The following is a 16,698-nucleotide window of genomic DNA, read 5'->3' on the forward strand; positions in this document are numbered from 1 at the left end:
ATATGAACACACAACCTCTGCGCGTGGGTATCGGCGGCCCGGTGGGCTCCGGCAAGACCGCGCTCACGCTTGCCCTGTGCCTGGCCCTGCGCGAGCGTTACAACCTCGCGGTGGTCACCAACGACATCTATACCCGCGAGGACGCCGACTTTCTGGTGCGCAACGAAGCCCTGGCGCCGGAACGGATCATTGGCGTCGAAACCGGCGGCTGCCCACACACGGCGATCCGTGAAGACGCGTCGATCAACCTGGAAGCAGTGGACCAGTTGAACCGGCGTTTCCCAGGCCTGGACCTGATCCTGGTGGAGTCCGGCGGTGACAACCTGTCGGCTACCTTCAGCCCCGAACTGTCGGACCTGACCATCTATGTCATCGACGTTTCGGCGGGCGACAAGCTGCCGCGCAAAGGCGGGCCGGGTATCTGCAAGTCCGATTTGCTGGTGATCAACAAAATCGACCTGGCGCCACTGGTCGGCGCGTCCCTGGAAATGATGAACAGCGATACCCAGCGAATGCGCAACGGCAAGCCGTTCGTCTTCAGCAACCAGAAGACCGGCCAGGGCCTGGACGACATCATCGCCTTCATCGAGCGCCAAGGCCTGTTGACGGCCGCGTGATCTCTCCCATTTCAACAAGGAAGCTTCTCCATGACATGCAAACGTATCTGCGGCGCCCTCGCCCTGCTATTGACCCCGGCGCTTGCCTTCGCCCACCCCGGCCACGGCGATAATGGCCTGATCGCCGGGCTGGGCCACCCGATCGGCGGGCTCGATCATTTGCTGGCGATGCTCGCGGTCGGTTTGTGGGCCGCCCAACAACAAGGCGCTGCGCGCTGGGCACTGCCGTGTACCTTCGTCGGCGCAATGCTGCTTGGCGGCGTGCTGGGTTTTGAAGGCCTGCACCTTCCGGCGTTGGAAAGCGGGATCGCCGCCTCGGTACTCGCCCTGGGCCTGGCGGTGGCATTGGCCGTGCGTCCACCGCTGGGCCTGGCTGTCGCTGCGACTGCGGTGGTTGCGCTGTTCCATGGCGTGGCCCATGGCTTGGAGCTGCCGGACATGTCCAGCCCCTGGGCTTACGCCGTAGGCTTTGTCGCAGCGACAGCGGCGTTGCACGGCGCAGGTTTTGCGCTGGTGCGGGTGTTGCCGCGAGCGGCGGCGCCATTGGTGCGGTTGGCTGGGGCGGCTTCGGCGGCGGCCGGGGTTTGGCTGTTGGCGGGTTGATTCTCTAGCGCCCAGCCGGCCCTCATCGCGAGCAAGCTCGCTCCCCCACTTTGATCGGTGTACGCCCCGCCCTGTGGGAGCCAGCTTGCTCGCGATGACGGACTTACAGGCGTCATCTCTCTGGAGTCGGTCACTCTGCTACCATGTCGCGCATTCGCCCCCGCCGTGACGACGTCCGCCAATGCCTGATGCTTCCCGCCCCGCTCCCCAGCCTGAATTGACCGCCCTGTTCGCCACGGTGCGCCAGCATTTTCACGACGTGATCGTGCCGATGTGGCAGGGCCCGGGCTGGAATGCCGAACTGGCGTTGCCCTATGAATCCCTCGACAGCCAGCACCAGCCGCTGCCGCCCCAGCGTTACCGGGCCATGGCCTGTGCGCGGCAGCTGTATGTGTTCGCCAGCCTGATCGGTGAGGTGCCGCAGGCCGAGGAGCGCGCCGCCGCATTGTTCCGCTCATTGCAGCGGCATTTCCACGACGCCGAACATGGCGGCTGGTTCTACAGCATCGACCCGCAGGGCGCGCCGCTGGACACGGGCAAAGACCTTTATACCCACGCGTTTATCCTGTTCGCCTGCGCCCATTACTGGGGCAAGGTTCGCGAGCCGTTGGTGGAATCGACGTTGAACGCCGCGCTGGAAGTGATCAGCCGGCGCTTCGCCACCGGGGACGGTCTCTACGAAGCCAGCCTGGGGCGTGACTGGTCGACCTGCCAATCCGGCCCGTTGCAGAATCCGCTGATGCACCTGGCCGAAGCGTTCCTGGCAACCCTCTCGGTTCGCGACGATGCCACCGTGCGCCAGGCGTTGCTGAGCCTTTGCGATGGGATGTACCGGCACTTCGTGGACCCGGAACAGAAGGCCATGATGGAGAAACCACTCAAGGCTGTGGATAACTGGTTCGAGCCAGGCCATCAATTCGAATGGTATTTCCTGCTGGCCTCATCGCCCTTGTTGCGTGGTGGCAAGCTGCACACGGCGCTAGAGCACAGCTTTGGTTTTACCGAGCGACAAGGTGTCGATCCGGACTCCAGCGCGGTACGCGCGATGCTGAGCCTGGCGCCGCAATCGACCCCACGCGACGCCACTCAACGCATCTGGGCCCAAGCGGAATACCTGCGGGCATTGACGTTGCGCCCGGGAAGCGACAATGCCTTGCTGCGTCAACTGCAAGCGCTGCAGCAGCATTTCCTGCATCCCCGGGGCTGGAATGAATGTCTTGACGCCGACGGCATCGTCAGCCGCCGGGACATGCCTTCGACCACCCCTTATCATCTTCTGACCTGCTACCGCGGTCTGGCCGACTACCTGGCGTAACACTTTTCGTGGCGAGGGAGCTTGCACCCTCGCCACAACAGCTCATCAATTCCAGCTCAATAAGGCCAGCGGTCAGGCCTTGTTGCGTTCGATGGCGAACCCGGCCCAGGTCTGGCTCACCGGCATCAGTTCGAGGCTGTTGATGTTGATGTGCGCCGGGGTGTTGAGCACCCAGAAAATGGTGTCGGCGATGTCCTGCGGCTGGATCGGCTCGGCGCCGGCGTAGGTCGCGTCGTAGCGCGCCTGGTCGCCACCAAAACGCACCAGCGAGAACTCGCTCTCGCACAGGCCCGGCTCGATGTTGCTCACCCGCACACCCGTGCCTTGCAAGTCGCAACGCAGGTTCAGGGAGAACTGTTTGACGAACGCCTTGCTCGCGCCATAAACATGGCTGCCTGGATACGGGTAATTACCGGCAATGGAACCCAGGTTGATGATGCCAGCGCCACGACCATGGGCGATCAGGCGCGGCAGCAGCAGGCGCGTGCTGTAGATCAGACCTTTCACATTGGTGTCGACCATGGTGTCCCAATCATCAAGGTCGCACTTGGGCGCCGGATCGACGCCCAAGGCCAGGCCGGCATTGTTGATCAGCCCGCGCAGCGTGGCAAAGGATGGCGGAAGGTTGCCGATGGCTTCTTCCATGGCCTTGCGATCACGCACATCCAGCACCAGGCCATGGACCTCGGTCTGCTTCGACAGCTCGGCACAAAGGGCATCGAGGCGTTCTTCACGACGGCCGGTCAGCACCAGCTTCCAACCGGCCTCGGCGAAACGACGGGCACAGGCTTCACCAAAACCGGACGTCGCGCCAGTGATAAACAGGGTGTCAGACATCGTGTTCTCCTTGCTTGGGCTTCAAACAGCCATTGAATGGAAATCGGCCCACAGCATGCCCGGGCTGGCCCGCCAGGGGCAAGGCTTGATCAATGCTTTAATCCTGCGATTGCTCAAAAAACAAACAATGAGCGTCAGGCCTTGTCCAGCAAGGGCCGCAGCGGGTTGCCCGCACCTTATCCACAGGTAGGTCCACAATAAACGGGGGCAAGTGAAAAACCGGTAACCCTTTGTGCACAAGGCTTTGCGCGGGTTTTGGAATATTTTTTCGCTTGACCTGGCAAGTCAGGTTGTGCAGATCAGGTTATCTGCTATAAGGCGGCGCTTGATGTCGCGATGGCTCCAAGCCAGCAATCACGCCGCTGAGCGCCGTCTTTCCAGAGTTTAGTCACAGACTTATCCACAGGCTTGCCCCCAGACTTTCGAGCCCATTTCCACCCACATAAAACTGTTGACAACAGCCGCTCCCCTTTAACCAAAGATGCCTGATCAAAAAACGATCACAGGCCTGAAAGGCACGTATTCAAAGGCTTACAGCCAGCTACTCCCACGTTACCCACAGCCAGCTCCACAGCAAACGGGGACAAGTCAAAACCGTGACAAAACAACTGTTTGCGGCGACTTTATGTCGCGGTTTCACAGAGGGTCAGGATTGTTGTCCACAATTGCTGAAGCCCTACAAATTTCACTGTGGGAGCGAGCCTGCTCGCGAAGGCGGCGTATCAGATACATGAATGTCGCCTGATCCACTGCCTTCGCGAGCAGGCTCGCTCCCACAGGGGTTGGTGGCGTTTTGGAGAGATAAAAAAACCGGCGATCACTCGCCGGTTTTTTGTTGCAGCCGCCGCCTCAATGGCCGCCGAGATACGCGTTACGCACCTCTTCGTTGGCGAGCAGTTCCTTGCCGGTACCGGTCAGGCGGATTTCGCCGTTGACCATGACATAGGCCCGGTCCGACAACTTGAGCGCGTGGTTGGCGTTCTGTTCCACCAGGAAAATAGTCATCCCGGTGGAAGCCAATTCACGCAGGGTGGCGAAGATCTGTTTCACCACGATCGGCGCCAGCCCCAGGCTCGGCTCATCGAGCAGCAACAACTTCGGCCGGCTCATCAGTGCCCGGGCAATGGCGAGCATTTGTTGCTCGCCGCCGGACATGGTCATGGCCCGCTGGTTGCGCCGCTCCTTGAGCCGGGGAAACAACTCGAACATGCGCTGCATGTCTTCGCTGGCATATTTGTCGCCAATGGGGATGGTGCCCATCAGCAGGTTTTCCTCGACGGTCATGTCCGGGAATACCCGCCGTCCTTCCGGCGATTGGGCGATACCGTTGGAGGCGATGTAGTGCGACGACTTGTGGGTGATGTCCACGCCTTGGTAGATGATCTGCCCGCCCGCAGCGCGGGGCTGGCCGAAGATCGACATCAGCAGCGTGGATTTTCCGGCGCCGTTGGAGCCGATCAGGCTCACGGTTTCGCCTTCACCAATGTGCATCGAGACTTTCTTCAGGGCCTGGATCGGCCCGTAAAACACGTCCAGTTCCTTGAGTTCGAGGATAGGTCCACTCATACCAGCTCCTCTTCGTCGGCGCCCAGGTAGGCCGCGATCACCTTCGGATCGTTGCGAATCGCCTCGGGACCACCCTCGGCGATCACGTTGCCGTGGTCCAGCACCACGATGTGGTCGGAAATACTCATCACCATGCCCATGTCGTGTTCGATCAGCACCACGGTCAAATCATGCTCGTCGCGCAGCAGCCGAATCATTGCGCTCAGCGCTTCGGTTTCCTGGGGGTTGAGGCCGGCGGCGGGTTCGTCGAGGCAGATGATCTGCGGACGCGTGCACATGGCCCGGGCGATTTCCAGGCGGCGCTGCTGGCCGTAGGAAAGCTCGCCGGCCAGGCGGTTGGCGCAATCCACCAAGTCCACCACTTCCAGCCAATAGAAGGCATGGTCCAGGGCGTCGCTTTCAGCTTTGCGATAGCCCTTGGTGTTGAGGATGCCCGCGATCAGGCTGCGGTTGACCCACATGTGCTGGGCCACCAGCAGGTTTTCCAGTACCGACATTTCCTTGAACAGGCGAATGTTCTGGAAGGTGCGCGCCAGGCCGGCGCGGTTCACCAGGTGGGTGCCGCCGAACATCTTGTAGTACAGCCGGCTGGCGAAGGATTTCGGCGAGACAAAATCAGTAGGACGAAACGCTTCGCCCAACAGCTTGATCACGTTGGTCTGTTCGCCGCGTACGTTGAGTTCGATCTTGCCGCCCGAGGCCTTGTAGAAGCCGGTCAGGCAGTTGAACACGGTGGTCTTGCCCGCGCCGTTGGGGCCGATCAGGGCGAAGATCGAATTGCGCTCGACCTGCAGGCTCACGTCGCTGAGGGCTTTGATGCCACCAAACTGCATCATCAGGTTTTCGACTTTGAGTACGACTTCGCTCATGGCGCTACCCCCTTGCGCGGCGTCACGCCGGTACGGCTGATACGAATCAGGCCTCGCGGGCGCCAGATCATCATCAGCACCATCAACACGCCGAACAGCAGCACCCGGTATTCAGAGAAACTGCGCAGAAGCTCCGGTGCCACGGTGAGCACGAATGCCGCGATCACCACACCCACCGTCGATCCCATGCCACCCAGAACGACGATGGCCAGAATCAGCGCCGACTCGAAGAAGGTGAACGAGGATGGGTTGACGAAGCCCTGATAGCTGGCGAAAAACACACCCGCCAGGCCCGCGGTGGAGGCACCGATGGTGAAGGCCGAGAGCTTGACCAGCACATGGTTCAGGCCCATGGAGCGGCAGGCAATTTCATCTTCGCGCAAGGCTTCCCAGGCGCGACCGACCGGCATGCGGGTCAGGCGATGCTTGATGTACAGCACCAACAGGACGGTGATGAACAGCACGATGTAAATGAACAGGAATTTGACGTTGGGGTTGTAGGCGATGCCGAAGAACTCATGGAACGGCACCCCACCGTCCTTCGCTCGCCTGCCAAATTCCAGGCCCATGAAGGTCGGGGAAGGCACCGGCATGCCATTCGGTCCGCCAGTGAACGACAGCCAGTTGTTGAGCACCAAGCGGATAATCTCGCCAAACCCCAGGGTCACGATGGCCAGGTAGTCACCGTGCATTCGCAACACCGGGAAGCCCAATATGCACCCGGCCATCGCCGCTGCGATGGCGGCCAGCGGCAACACGGTCCAGAAACCCAGCCCCAGGTATTGGTAGCCCAGCGCCAGCCCATAGGCACCGATGGCGTAGAACGCCACATAACCCAGGTCGAGCAGCCCGGCCAGGCCGACCACGATGTTCAGGCCCAGGCCCAGCAGCACGTAGATCAGCCCGAGGATAACCACCGTCAGCACGTACTTGTTGGCGAAGAATGGAAACACGATGGCGATCACGATCAGCGCCGGGATGATCCAGCGCAGGCGCGACTTGTAGTCCGGAGGCAGCACATGCACGCCGGAGCCGGTGCTCTCGAAACCCTGGAGAATCTTGAGTCCCTTGGGGGTTTGCAGGAACAGGCTCAGGGCAAAGCGCCCGACCATTACGATCGCCACCAGCCAGCCGACGCGGGCCGGCTGCAGGTTGAAACTGTAGCCATCGAGCACCACGCCGACGATCGGCCCGAACACAATCAGCGAGATCAGGCCGGCCAGGATCGCGTCGATGACGCTCTGTTTGATATCAAGCGGTTTATTGGCAGCAGACATACTTACACCTTCGCCACGAGTGGGCGACCCAACAGGCCTTGGGGACGGAAGATCAGAATCAGCACCAGCAGCGAGAAACTGAACACGTCTTTGTAGTCGGAGTTGATCAGACCGGAGAACAGCGACTCGGAAATCCCGAGGATGATCCCGCCGAGCATCGCCCCAGGCAGGGAGCCGATGCCGCCGAGTACCGCCGCGGTGAACGCCTTGATGCCGATGATGAAGCCGGCATAGAAGTCGAAGGTGCCGTAGTTCATGGTGATCAGCACACCGGCCAGGGCCGCCATGGCTGCACCGATGATGAACACGTAGGAAATCACCCGGTCGGTGTTGATCCCCAGGATCGAGGCCATCTTGCGGTCTTGCTGGGTGGCGCGGCACATGCGTCCGAGCTTGGTGTACTTGATGATGTAGGTCAGCAGCGCCATGCCGGCGAACGCGGCGATCAGAATGAAGATCTTGGTGTAGGTGAGCTGCACGAAACCGGTACCGATGTCGACGCGCATGGCGCCTTCAAGCAGTGTCGGAACACCCTGTTGACGGGCGCCCTGGCTGATCTGTGCATAGTTTTGCAGGATCAGCGAAATGCCGATGGCACTGATCAGCGGTGCCAGCCGGGTTGAGTTGCGCAGGGGTTTGTAGGCGACGCGTTCGATGACCCAGCCGTAGACCCCGGTGACCACGACCGTGAACACAAGGGTGCCAAGGATCATCAGCGGAAAGGATTCGATACCGAAGTAAGCCAGCAGAGCCAGACTGATTGCCGCGAGGTAAGCGGAAATCATGTAAACCTCGCCGTGGGCGAAGTTGATCATGCCGATGATGCCGTAGACCATTGTGTAGCCGATGGCGATCAGACCATAGACCGACCCGAGGGTCAGGCCATTGATCAGTTGCTGCAGGAAAATACCATCCATAACGCAATCTCACGCAGTGAGACAGCACATCCCGGGGACGCGACGACGGGTTCGAAGCCCAGCGCCCAAAAATGTGCGGCTCGTAGAAAAAAACAGACGGGCCGTTGGCTAATGCCAATCAGGACAGGGTGAGCACAGTCTCTGTGGCGAGGGAGCTTGCTCCCTCGCCACAGGCTAGTCATCCCTTCAAATTACTTCTGTTTTTCCAACTGGTGGTATTTGCCATCCTTGTCCCACTGGTAGACCACGTAGTCGGAGACTTTCAGGTCACCCTTGGAATCCCAGGTTTTTTCGCCCATGACGGTTTTCACCGGGTTGGCTTTCAGCCACTTGGCAGCGTCTTCGCCCTTGTTGGACTTGGCGCCGTTGAAGCCGGCGGCCAAGGCCTGGACCGACGCATAGGCGTACAACGTGTAGCCTTCAGGCTCGACGCCCTGGGCACGGAAAGCGTCTACTACGGCCTTGCTGTCGGGCAGCAGGCGTGGGTCGGCGCCAAAGGTCATGTACACGCCATCGACGTATTGCGCGCCGCCAGCGGTGGTGACCAGTTCGTCGGTGACGATGCCGTCATCGGACATGAATTTCACGTCCTTGAGGCCTTGTTCGCGCAGCTGGCGAACCAACGGGCCGGCTTCCGGATGCAGGCCGCCGAAGTAGACCACGTCGGCACCGGCCGAACGGATCTTGGTGACCACGGCGCTGAAGTCTTTTTCACCACGGGTCAGGCCTTCGTACAACACCGGGGTCACACCACGCTTGGCCAGTTGTGCCTTGGTGGCATCCGCCAGGCCTTGGCCGTAGGTGTCCTTGTCGTGCAGCACGACGACTTTCTTGCCCTTGAGAACATCGACGATGTAGTCGCCGGCCACGATGCCTTGCTGGTCGTCACGACCGCACATACGGAACATCGCGCTCAGGCCACGCTCGGTCACGGCCGGGTTGGTCGAACCGGGGGTCATGGCGATGACGCCGGCTTCGTCATAGACCTCGGAAGCCGGGATGGTGTTGGACGAGCAGAAGTGCCCGACCACACCGATGACCTTGTCCTGGTCAACCAGACGGTTGGCCACGGCCACGGCTTGCTTGGGTTCGCAGGCGTCGTCGCCGGCTACCAGTACGATTTTTTCGCCGTTGACGCCACCCGCTTTGTTGATGACATCGGCCGCTGCCTGCGCACCTTTCATGTATTGCTCGCCAAACGCAGCGTTGGCACCGGTCATCGGCCCCGCCACACCGAATTTCACATCAGCTTGAGCAAACGCAGAAACACCCAGCGCAGTTGCCACTGCGAGGGCCAGAAAGCCTTTCTTGTAAAACGTCTGGGACATGAGGTGGTGCTCCAAGGTTTTTTTTAGTTGGCACTGCGACTTCACTTCACTGAAAAGCTCAGAGCAAGGGCCGTGCCATCGGTTTTTTATTCTTAAAAAAGTCGCTGCTTTATTGTTATTTCGACTGTTTCGGGCCCTTTTTCACAGGGCGTGCAACCGTCTAAACCGCACGAGGTGCAACCTGATTTAAAAGTAGGTAAAACCCTCCATGAGCCATCATTGCAACCGCCGCATGAAACGGCGTGCAACCACTGTGTAACAACCTACGTCACCGAACTGCACACTGTCGGTGCGCGGCTGCTACAACCCGCACCATAACAGGCTAGACGTTCAACTAAAAAACGCCGCCATCAGAAACACTTTTCAACAATCAGATGACGATGCGCAAGCACTGGCCCGCGTGGTACAGCGAAAAGCCCGCTTCATACAAGCAGCTGCGCAGGCCGACACCCGCCAAAGGCTGCATCGGCGAAGGGGATCGGCAGCGCCTTGGCATCGCCGTGGCACAGGTAATCGGCAAATGCCTTGCCCACGACAGTGCCGGTGGTCACGCCCCGCCCGTTGTAACCGGTCACTGCCACTAGGCCGGGTGCCGGTTCGAACAGACGCATCAAATGATCAGGCGTGAAAGCGATGCAACCGGTCCAGGTGCATTCCCATTCCACCGGCTTCAGGTAAGGGAAATAGTGCTGCTGCACCCGGTCAGCCCAGGCCTTGAGGAACCAGGCTGGCTTGCGGTTACCGTTGCCCAGGCTGCCCAGCAGCAGGCGACCGTCCTTGTCCCGGCGAATGCTGCTCAACACCTGGCGGGTATCCCAAGAGCCCTGCCCGCCCGGCAGGATGCGTCGGGCCGCCTCGTCGTCCAGCGGGGCCGAGGCCACCTGGTAGTAATAACCGGGGAAAAAATTGCGCCGCAATTCGGTCCAGTCGCCCTCGGTATAGGCGTTGGAGGCGATCACGACTTGCTCGGCCAGCACCGAGCCCTGGGCGGTCTGAACCGACCAACGCTGGCCTTGGCGCTCCAACCGCGTCACCGGCGAATGGTCGAACATCTGGGCGCCAAGATCCTTGGCGGCTTTGGCCAGTCCACTGGCATAGGCCATCGGATTGAGCGTGCCGGCCCGGCGATCGAGCAACGCCGCGGCGATCTTGTCGGTGCCGGTGGCATCGACACAGGCTTGGCCGGTGAGCAGCTCAACCGGCGCGCCACGGCGCTTCCATTGTTCTTCGCGGCTGCGCAGGTCCGCCTCGCCCCGGGCGTTATGGGCCATGTGCAAGGTGCCTTCGCGGCGCAGCTGGCAATCGATGGCGTACTTGTCGACAAGGCTGAACACCAACGCCGGCGCGGCGCCCAGCATACGGTTGAGCTGGCTGCCCACTGCCGCGCCAAACCCAGCCTCGATCTCGTCCGGTGGAATCCACAGGCCGGCATTCACCAGCCCAACGTTACGCCCCGATCCGCCATGCCCGGCCCGATGAGCTTCAAGCACCGCGACACGCTTGCCTTGCTCCAGCAAATGCACCGCCGCCGACAGGCCGGTAAAACCTGCGCCGATGACGCAGACGTCCACCTTGATCTCGCCAGTGAGCGCAGTGTTTTCAGGCCTTTGCGGCGTCAGTTTTTCCCACAGACATTCTTCGCGTAACGGCATTGCCAGACTCCAACAGAAACCCAACAAACACACAATTCAATGTGGGAGCGAGCCTGCTCGCGATGGCGGCGAATCAGTCACATCAGAAGTGATTGGCACACCGCTATCGCGAGCAGACTCGCTCCCACAGGGACACTTGACCGGTTCTCAGTCGAACGTAATCCCCTGCGCCAACGGCAACTCCAACGAGTAATTCACGGTGTTTGTCTGACGGCGCATGTAGGCGCGCCATGCATCGGAGCCGGATTCGCGACCGCCGCCGGTTTCCTTTTCGCCACCGAAGGCGCCGCCGATTTCCGCGCCGCTCGGGCCGATGTTGACGTTGGCGATGCCGCAGTCGCTGCCCACCGCCGACATGAATTGCTCGGCTTCACGCACGTCGGTGGTGAAAATGCAGGAGGACAGGCCCTGGGGCACGGAGTTGTTCAAGTCCAGCGCTTCAGCGAAATCCTTGTAGCCGACTACATAAAGGATCGGGGCGAACGTTTCATGGCGCACCACGTCGCTTTGCTCCGGCATCTCGACGATGGCGGGCGAAACGTAATACGCATTCGGGAACTGGTCTTCGAGCTGGCGCTTGCCGCCAAACACCCGCCCGCCTTCGCTCAGGGCCTGCTCCAGTGCGTCCTGCATGTTCTCGAAGCTTTGCTTGTCGATCAGCGGGCCCACCAGATTGCCTTCCAACGGATGACCGATGCGCACTTTCGAGTAAGCAGCCTTGAGCCGGGTGACGATTTCTTTCTTCACCGACTCATGGGCGATCAGCCGGCGCAAGGTAGTGCAGCGCTGGCCGGCGGTGCCGACGGCGCTGAACAGGATCGCGCGCACCGCCATGTCCAGGTCGGCGCTCGGGGCCAGAATCATGGCGTTGTTACCGCCCAATTCGAGAATGCTGCGGGCGAAGCGCGCCGCGACTTTCGGCGCCACTTCACGCCCCATGCGGGTGCTGCCGGTGGCGCTGATCAACGCCACGCGCGGGTCGTCCACCAAGGCTTCGCCGGCATCGCGACCGCCGATGATCACCTGGCTCAGGTACGGTGGCGCGTCGCTGAAGTTCTTCAGTACGCGCTCGAACAAGGCCTGGCACGCCAGGGCGGTCAGCGGAGTCTTTTCCGAAGGCTTCCAGATCACCGGGTTGCCGCAGACCAGGGCCAACGTGGTGTTCCAGGCCCAGACTGCAACAGGGAAGTTGAAGGCGCTGATTACGCCGACCACGCCCAGCGGGTGCCAGGTCTCACGCATGTGATGGCCGGGGCGCTCCGACGCGATGGTCAGGCCGTAAAGCTGGCGGGACAGGCCGACGGCGAAATCGCAGATGTCGATCATCTCTTGCACTTCGCCCAGGCCTTCCTGGGTGATTTTGCCGGCTTCCCAGGACACCAGTTCACCGAGGTCGGCCTTGTATTCACGCAACAGATCGCCGAACTGGCGCACCAGCTCGCCACGACGGGGGGCCGGCACCTTGCGCCACAGGTCAAAGGCATGCTCGGCCCGGCTGACCTGCTGCTCGACCTCGGCGGCGCCTTCCCAGTTCACCGCGCCGATGCGACTGCCATCGATGGGCGAATGCACTGGCTGTGTGCCGTTCTGGTACAAGGCCGGGTCGACACCCAGACGATCAAGCAATGCAGCAACCATGGGTAAATTCCTCAAGCGAAAGACAATGGGGTGGCAGCCGGACGAACACGGCTGATCAGACCTGTAGTTGTAGCTGGCCCGAGACTTGCCAACAAACGACCTTTAAGCGAGATATCATTCCGTTTATTCATGCTGCCCCTGAAGCAGACTCTTCAGCACAAAAGCAGAGCGACAAAAAATAAGGCTCCATCATGCTCAATAAACGCTATTTGCCGTCGATCACCGCGCTGCAGTGCTTCGAAGCAGTGACCCGTCACCTGAGCTTCACCCGCGCCGCCGAAGAATTGAACCTGACCCAGAGCGCCGTCAGCAAACAGGTCGCGCAGTTGGAAGAGTTGCTCCAGCACTTGCTGTTCCGTCGCGTGCGTCGACGCCTGCAATTGACTCCCGCAGGGGATTTGTACCTGGGAGAAGTACGAAAAATCCTCACCCAAGTTGAGATGTCCACTCATTACCTGCGTTCCTACGGTGGTGACACCGAAGTCCTGCGCGTGTCTACGCCACCAACGTTCGGCGCGCGCTGGTTGGTCCCACGGCTCAAGGGCTGGCGCCTGCGCCATCCCAGCATTCATCTGGACCTGTGCAGCGAGCAAGAGGCCGATGACCTACAGCAAGGTCGCAGTGACCTGGCGTTCTATTTTGGCCAAGCCTCACGACCCGGAACTGAATCCTTGAAACTGTTCGGCGAAGAACTGGTGCCAGTCTGCGCGCCGGGCAGCCTGCCGGACCAGCCTTTCACCGACCCGACGCAACTGACCGATCTGGTCCTGCTGCAAAACGCCTCGCGCCCACAGGCTTGGCACGACTGGTTCGAAGACCTGGGTTATCACACCGAACACAGCTACCACGGGCCGCGCTTCGAAACCTTCTATATGTGCATCCGCGCAGCCCAGGTCGGCTGCGGCGTGGCCCTGCTGCCCAGGTTCCTGGTGGAAGAAGAACTGGCCGACGGCAAGCTGGTCATTCCCTGGCAGCATGCGATGCCCAGCACCAATGCCTATTATCTGGCTTATCCGGAACATTCGGCGGAAGTGCCCAAGGTGCGGATGTTCGTGGAGTGGATGTTGGAGCAGATCGACGGTGCTGATATTGCGCAACAATAAGAGGGCTCCTCGCCACGAAGGCGTGTGAGGCAAAAAACACTGGCAAAACCCACCACGGTTATGCGCCACTAGCCCTTTCACTACGAACTGCCGTACGCCGCTGCCCGCCGCAGCCACCTGTCTGGAGATTCACGTTATGAGCGAGAGTGTATTTGCCGATCGCATCGTGCAGAACCTGCTCGACACCGACTTCTACAAGCTGACGATGATGCAGGCGGTGCTGCATAACTACCCCAACGTCGAAGTGGAGTGGGAGTTCCGCTGCCGAAACAGCGAAGATCTGCGGCCCTACCTTGCGGAGATCCGCTTCCAGATCGAACGCTTGGCCGAGCTGAGCCTGAGCGCCGACCAGTTGGGTTTTCTCGAACGCATCTGCTTCTTGAAACCGGATTTCCTGCGCTTTCTGGGCCTGTTCCGTTTCAACCTGCGCTATGTGCACACGGGCATCGAAAACGGCGAGCTGTTTATCCGCCTGCGCGGGCCATGGCTGCACGTCATCCTGTTCGAAGTGCCTTTGCTGGCCATTGTCAGCGAAGTGCGCAACCGCTATCGCTACCGTGAAATCGTTCTGGAACAGGCGCGGGAACAGCTTTATCGCAAGTTCGACTGGCTGAACGCCAATGCCAGTGCCGAGGAATTGTCCGAACTGCAAGTGGCCGATTTCGGCACCCGCCGTCGGTTCTCCTACCGAACCCAGGAAGAAGTGGTCAACGTGCTCAAGCACGACTTTCCGGGACGCTTCGTCGGCACCAGCAACGTGCATCTGTCCCGTGAACTGGACATGAAACCCTTGGGCACCATGGCCCATGAGTGGATCATGGCTCACCAGCAACTGGGCCCAAGGCTGATCGACAGTCAGATCGCCGCGCTCGACTGCTGGGTGCGCGAATACCGAGGGCTGCTGGGCATCGCGCTGACCGATTGCATCACCATGGACGCCTTCCTCAAGGATTTCGATCTGTTCTTCGCCAAGCTGTTTGACGGCTTGCGCCATGATTCGGGTGACCCGGTCATCTGGGCCGAGAAAGCCATTGCCCACTATCACAAGCTGGGTATCGACCCGATGAGCAAGACCCTGGTGTTCTCCGACAGCCTGACATTGCCAAAATGCCTGGAGATTTTCCGCGCCTTGCGTGGTCGCATTAATGTGAGCTTTGGTATCGGGACCAACCTGACCTGTGACATTCCAGGCGTGGAGCCCATGAGCATCGTGCTTAAAATGATCAGTTGTGACGGGCAACCCGTGGCCAAGATTTCAGACGAGCCCGGTAAGACCCACTGCAAGGACCCGAATTTCGTCGCCTATATGCGACATGTTTTCCAAGTACCTGCCGCCCTTTCTGGCACATCAAGCAAGGAGTGAATTCATGCAAGCCGTACAGCGTGAGATTGCTGAACAGCTCAAGGTCCAACCGCCATTTGCCGATGACGCCGCCCTCAAGGCCGAAATCGCTCGTCGGGTGAGCTTCATCCAGGACTGCCTCGTCAACTCCGGGCTCAAGAGCCTGGTACTGGGCATCAGCGGCGGGGTCGACTCGTTGACCGCCGGCCTGTTGGCCCAGCGTGCCGTGCGCGAGTTGCGGGAAAAAACCGGCAATGCGGCGTACAAGTTCGTTGCCGTGCGCTTACCGTACGAGACCCAGTTCGACGAACACGAAGCCCAGGCCTGTGTCGATTTCATCGAGCCAGACGAGCGCCATACCGTCAATATCGGCCCGGCGGTCAAGGCATTGGCCAAGGAAGTCCTCGCGTTCGAGGGCAAGGCGCCGGGCTCGCGGGATTTCGTGTTGGGCAATACCAAGGCGCGGATGCGCATGGTGGCGCAATACACCATCGCCGGCGCCGAACAGGGCATGGTGATCGGCACCGATCATGCGGCCGAAGCGGTGATGGGGTTCTTCACCAAGTTCGGTGACGGCGCCTGCGACCTGGCGCCGCTGAGTGGGCTGGTGAAAAACCAGGTCCGGGCCATCGCCCGCGACTTTGGCGCGCCGGAATCGCTGGTGGAAAAAGTCCCCACCGCCGACCTGGAAGACCTGTCGCCTGGCAAGCCGGACGAAGCGGCCCACGGCGTGACCTATGCCGAGATCGACGCGTTCCTGCATGGCCAACCGATTCGCGAAGAAGCGGCGAAGATTATCTGCGACACCTACCGCAAGACCGAGCACAAGCGAGTGATGCCGTACGCTCCTTGACCACCATTTGGTGGACAGTCCCTGTGGGAGCGAGCTTGCTCGCGATAGCGGTGGATCAGCTTGCATCGCTGCTGAATGTACTGCCGTCATCGCGAGCAAGCTCGCTCCCACAGGGGCGGGTTTTGGCCTGGTATAAAAAAAGCGCCCTGCACGGGGGCGCTTTTTTCTGCCTGAAATTTGTTACTTCAGGGTAACCGTGCCTTTCATCATCGAGATGTGGCCCGGGAACGAGCAGAAGAAACCGTACTTCTCGGCAGCGTCCAGCTTAGAGACATCGAAAGTCACCGAGTCGGTTTCCTTGGCGCCGATAACCTTGGTGTGTGCGATAACGCGGGCGTCACCCTCCTTGAGATAGTTCTTGTCGATACCGGCGCCCAGGCCATCGGTGGCGATCGGCTGCATGTCGGCCTCTTTGCTCAGCACCCAGTTATGACCCATCACGTTTTTCGGCAGGTTACCCGAGTGAGTCAGCTCAACGGTGAACGTCTTGCAGCTCTTATCGATTTCGATGGCCTTGGTGCTGAAGGTCATCTGGTCGGTGGAATCGATGGTGGTCTTGCACTCCGCTGCCATCAGTTGGCTGCTGGCCAGCGTCAACAGGGATACTGCTACAAGTTTGGCGAACATCATGAATCTCCAAAGCATGGTTAACGAAATCCGTCAGAGGGGAAGACTGCCTGATTTTCTGGCAAGTTCCTATGACCTGAGTCAAAGATTGTATACAACTTAAGACTATCAGCCTGATGGACAGAATCAACCGGCCAGAAGTATGACGCACCTC

Annotated in this window: 14 protein-coding genes and 1 pseudogene; 6 read left to right on the plus strand and 9 right to left on the minus strand. The window is 60.3% G+C overall.

Annotated features, from left to right (window positions below; all coding sequences use genetic code 11):
- The first annotated feature begins 2 nt into the window (after positions 1–2).
- From ureG to J3P92_RS22465, 3 genes are all read left to right on the plus strand, one after another.
- Positions 3–617 carry an urease accessory protein UreG gene (ureG, locus tag J3P92_RS22455; protein ID WP_420766222.1) on the plus strand — a complete coding sequence of 205 codons (615 nt, stop codon included), beginning with the start codon at positions 3–5 and terminating at the stop codon, positions 615–617.
- Positions 618–647: 30 nt separating this feature from the next.
- Positions 648–1,220 carry a HupE/UreJ family protein gene (locus tag J3P92_RS22460; RefSeq protein ID WP_434649103.1) on the plus strand — a complete coding sequence of 191 codons (573 nt, stop codon included), beginning with the start codon at positions 648–650 and terminating at the stop codon, positions 1,218–1,220.
- 181 nt (positions 1,221–1,401) lie between these two features.
- Complete coding sequence (locus J3P92_RS22465) at positions 1,402–2,535, plus strand: AGE family epimerase/isomerase (protein WP_434649105.1); 1,134 nt, start codon at positions 1,402–1,404, stop codon at positions 2,533–2,535.
- A 72-nt stretch (positions 2,536–2,607) separates the two neighbouring features.
- Here J3P92_RS22465 and J3P92_RS22470 read toward each other — a convergent pair whose 3' ends face one another.
- The 8 genes and pseudogenes from J3P92_RS22470 to amaB all read right to left on the minus strand — a co-directional run bounded on the left by J3P92_RS22470 (position 2,608) and on the right by amaB (position 12,619).
- Complete coding sequence (locus J3P92_RS22470) at positions 2,608–3,372, minus strand: SDR family oxidoreductase (RefSeq protein WP_434608057.1); 765 nt, start codon at positions 3,370–3,372, stop codon at positions 2,608–2,610.
- A gap of 849 nt (positions 3,373–4,221) precedes the next feature.
- Positions 4,222–4,938 carry an ABC transporter ATP-binding protein gene (locus J3P92_RS22475; protein ID WP_053117959.1) on the minus strand — a complete coding sequence of 239 codons (717 nt, stop codon included), beginning with the start codon at positions 4,936–4,938 and terminating at the stop codon, positions 4,222–4,224.
- Entirely contained in the window at positions 4,935–5,807 is an 873-nt protein-coding gene (locus J3P92_RS22480; RefSeq protein ID WP_420766217.1) for an ABC transporter ATP-binding protein, read from the minus strand. The genes J3P92_RS22475 and J3P92_RS22480 overlap by 4 nt, the downstream gene beginning before the upstream one ends.
- Positions 5,804–7,084, minus strand: coding sequence for a high-affinity branched-chain amino acid ABC transporter permease LivM (gene livM / locus J3P92_RS22485; RefSeq protein ID WP_420766216.1), 1,281 nt, complete (start codon positions 7,082–7,084; stop codon positions 5,804–5,806). Before livM ends, J3P92_RS22480 begins: the two co-directional genes overlap by 4 nt.
- Before the next feature lie 2 nt (positions 7,085–7,086).
- On the minus strand, positions 7,087–8,001 hold the full coding sequence (locus J3P92_RS22490) for an ABC transporter permease subunit (RefSeq protein ID WP_420766215.1): 915 nt from the start codon (positions 7,999–8,001) through the stop codon (positions 7,087–7,089).
- Positions 8,002–8,192: 191 nt separating this feature from the next.
- Positions 8,193–9,329, minus strand: coding sequence for an ABC transporter substrate-binding protein (locus J3P92_RS22495; RefSeq protein ID WP_420766214.1), 1,137 nt, complete (start codon positions 9,327–9,329; stop codon positions 8,193–8,195).
- 370 nt (positions 9,330–9,699) lie between these two features.
- Positions 9,700–10,981 (minus strand): annotated as a pseudogene (gene amaA, locus J3P92_RS22500) (L-pipecolate oxidase).
- A gap of 147 nt (positions 10,982–11,128) precedes the next feature.
- Positions 11,129–12,619, minus strand: coding sequence for an L-piperidine-6-carboxylate dehydrogenase (gene amaB / locus J3P92_RS22505; protein WP_434649109.1), 1,491 nt, complete (start codon positions 12,617–12,619; stop codon positions 11,129–11,131).
- 191 nt (positions 12,620–12,810) lie between these two features.
- On the opposite strand from amaB, the gene J3P92_RS22510 reads away from it, so the two are divergent.
- The 3 genes from J3P92_RS22510 to nadE all read left to right on the plus strand — a co-directional run bounded on the left by J3P92_RS22510 (position 12,811) and on the right by nadE (position 15,917).
- Positions 12,811–13,722, plus strand: a complete 912-nt coding sequence (locus J3P92_RS22510) for a LysR family transcriptional regulator (RefSeq protein WP_420766211.1) — start codon at positions 12,811–12,813, stop codon at positions 13,720–13,722.
- Between the two features lie 136 nt (positions 13,723–13,858).
- Complete coding sequence (gene pncB / locus J3P92_RS22515) at positions 13,859–15,085, plus strand: nicotinate phosphoribosyltransferase (protein ID WP_420766210.1); 1,227 nt, start codon at positions 13,859–13,861, stop codon at positions 15,083–15,085.
- A gap of 4 nt (positions 15,086–15,089) precedes the next feature.
- The gene (gene nadE, locus J3P92_RS22520) at positions 15,090–15,917 is read left to right on the plus strand and encodes an ammonia-dependent NAD(+) synthetase (RefSeq protein ID WP_420766209.1); all 828 of its coding nucleotides are present in this window, start codon (positions 15,090–15,092) and stop codon (positions 15,915–15,917) included.
- A gap of 180 nt (positions 15,918–16,097) precedes the next feature.
- Here nadE and azu read toward each other — a convergent pair whose 3' ends face one another.
- Positions 16,098–16,544, minus strand: a complete 447-nt coding sequence (azu, locus tag J3P92_RS22525) for an azurin (protein WP_434560950.1) — start codon at positions 16,542–16,544, stop codon at positions 16,098–16,100.
- Positions 16,545–16,698 lie beyond the last annotated feature (154 nt).

Source organism: Pseudomonas sp. D3-27, assembly GCF_051132165.1.
Lineage (GTDB): Bacteria > Pseudomonadota > Gammaproteobacteria > Pseudomonadales > Pseudomonadaceae > Aquipseudomonas.

Coding starts and splice junctions, on each gene's coding strand:
- ureG (WP_420766222.1), top strand. CDS start 3: ATGAACACACAACCTCTGCGCGTGGGTATCGGCGGCCCGGTGGGCTCC.
- J3P92_RS22460 (WP_434649103.1), top strand. CDS start 648: ATGACATGCAAACGTATCTGCGGCGCCCTCGCCCTGCTATTGACCCCG.
- J3P92_RS22465 (WP_434649105.1), top strand. CDS start 1,402: ATGCCTGATGCTTCCCGCCCCGCTCCCCAGCCTGAATTGACCGCCCTG.
- J3P92_RS22470 (WP_434608057.1), bottom strand. CDS start 3,372: ATGTCTGACACCCTGTTTATCACTGGCGCGACGTCCGGTTTTGGTGAA.
- J3P92_RS22475 (WP_053117959.1), bottom strand. CDS start 4,938: ATGAGTGGACCTATCCTCGAACTCAAGGAACTGGACGTGTTTTACGGG.
- J3P92_RS22480 (WP_420766217.1), bottom strand. CDS start 5,807: ATGAGCGAAGTCGTACTCAAAGTCGAAAACCTGATGATGCAGTTTGGT.
- livM (WP_420766216.1), bottom strand. CDS start 7,084: ATGTCTGCTGCCAATAAACCGCTTGATATCAAACAGAGCGTCATCGAC.
- J3P92_RS22490 (WP_420766215.1), bottom strand. CDS start 8,001: ATGGATGGTATTTTCCTGCAGCAACTGATCAATGGCCTGACCCTCGGG.
- J3P92_RS22495 (WP_420766214.1), bottom strand. CDS start 9,329: ATGTCCCAGACGTTTTACAAGAAAGGCTTTCTGGCCCTCGCAGTGGCA.
- amaB (WP_434649109.1), bottom strand. CDS start 12,619: ATGGTTGCTGCATTGCTTGATCGTCTGGGTGTCGACCCGGCCTTGTAC.
- J3P92_RS22510 (WP_420766211.1), top strand. CDS start 12,811: ATGCTCAATAAACGCTATTTGCCGTCGATCACCGCGCTGCAGTGCTTC.
- pncB (WP_420766210.1), top strand. CDS start 13,859: ATGAGCGAGAGTGTATTTGCCGATCGCATCGTGCAGAACCTGCTCGAC.
- nadE (WP_420766209.1), top strand. CDS start 15,090: ATGCAAGCCGTACAGCGTGAGATTGCTGAACAGCTCAAGGTCCAACCG.
- azu (WP_434560950.1), bottom strand. CDS start 16,544: ATGTTCGCCAAACTTGTAGCAGTATCCCTGTTGACGCTGGCCAGCAGC.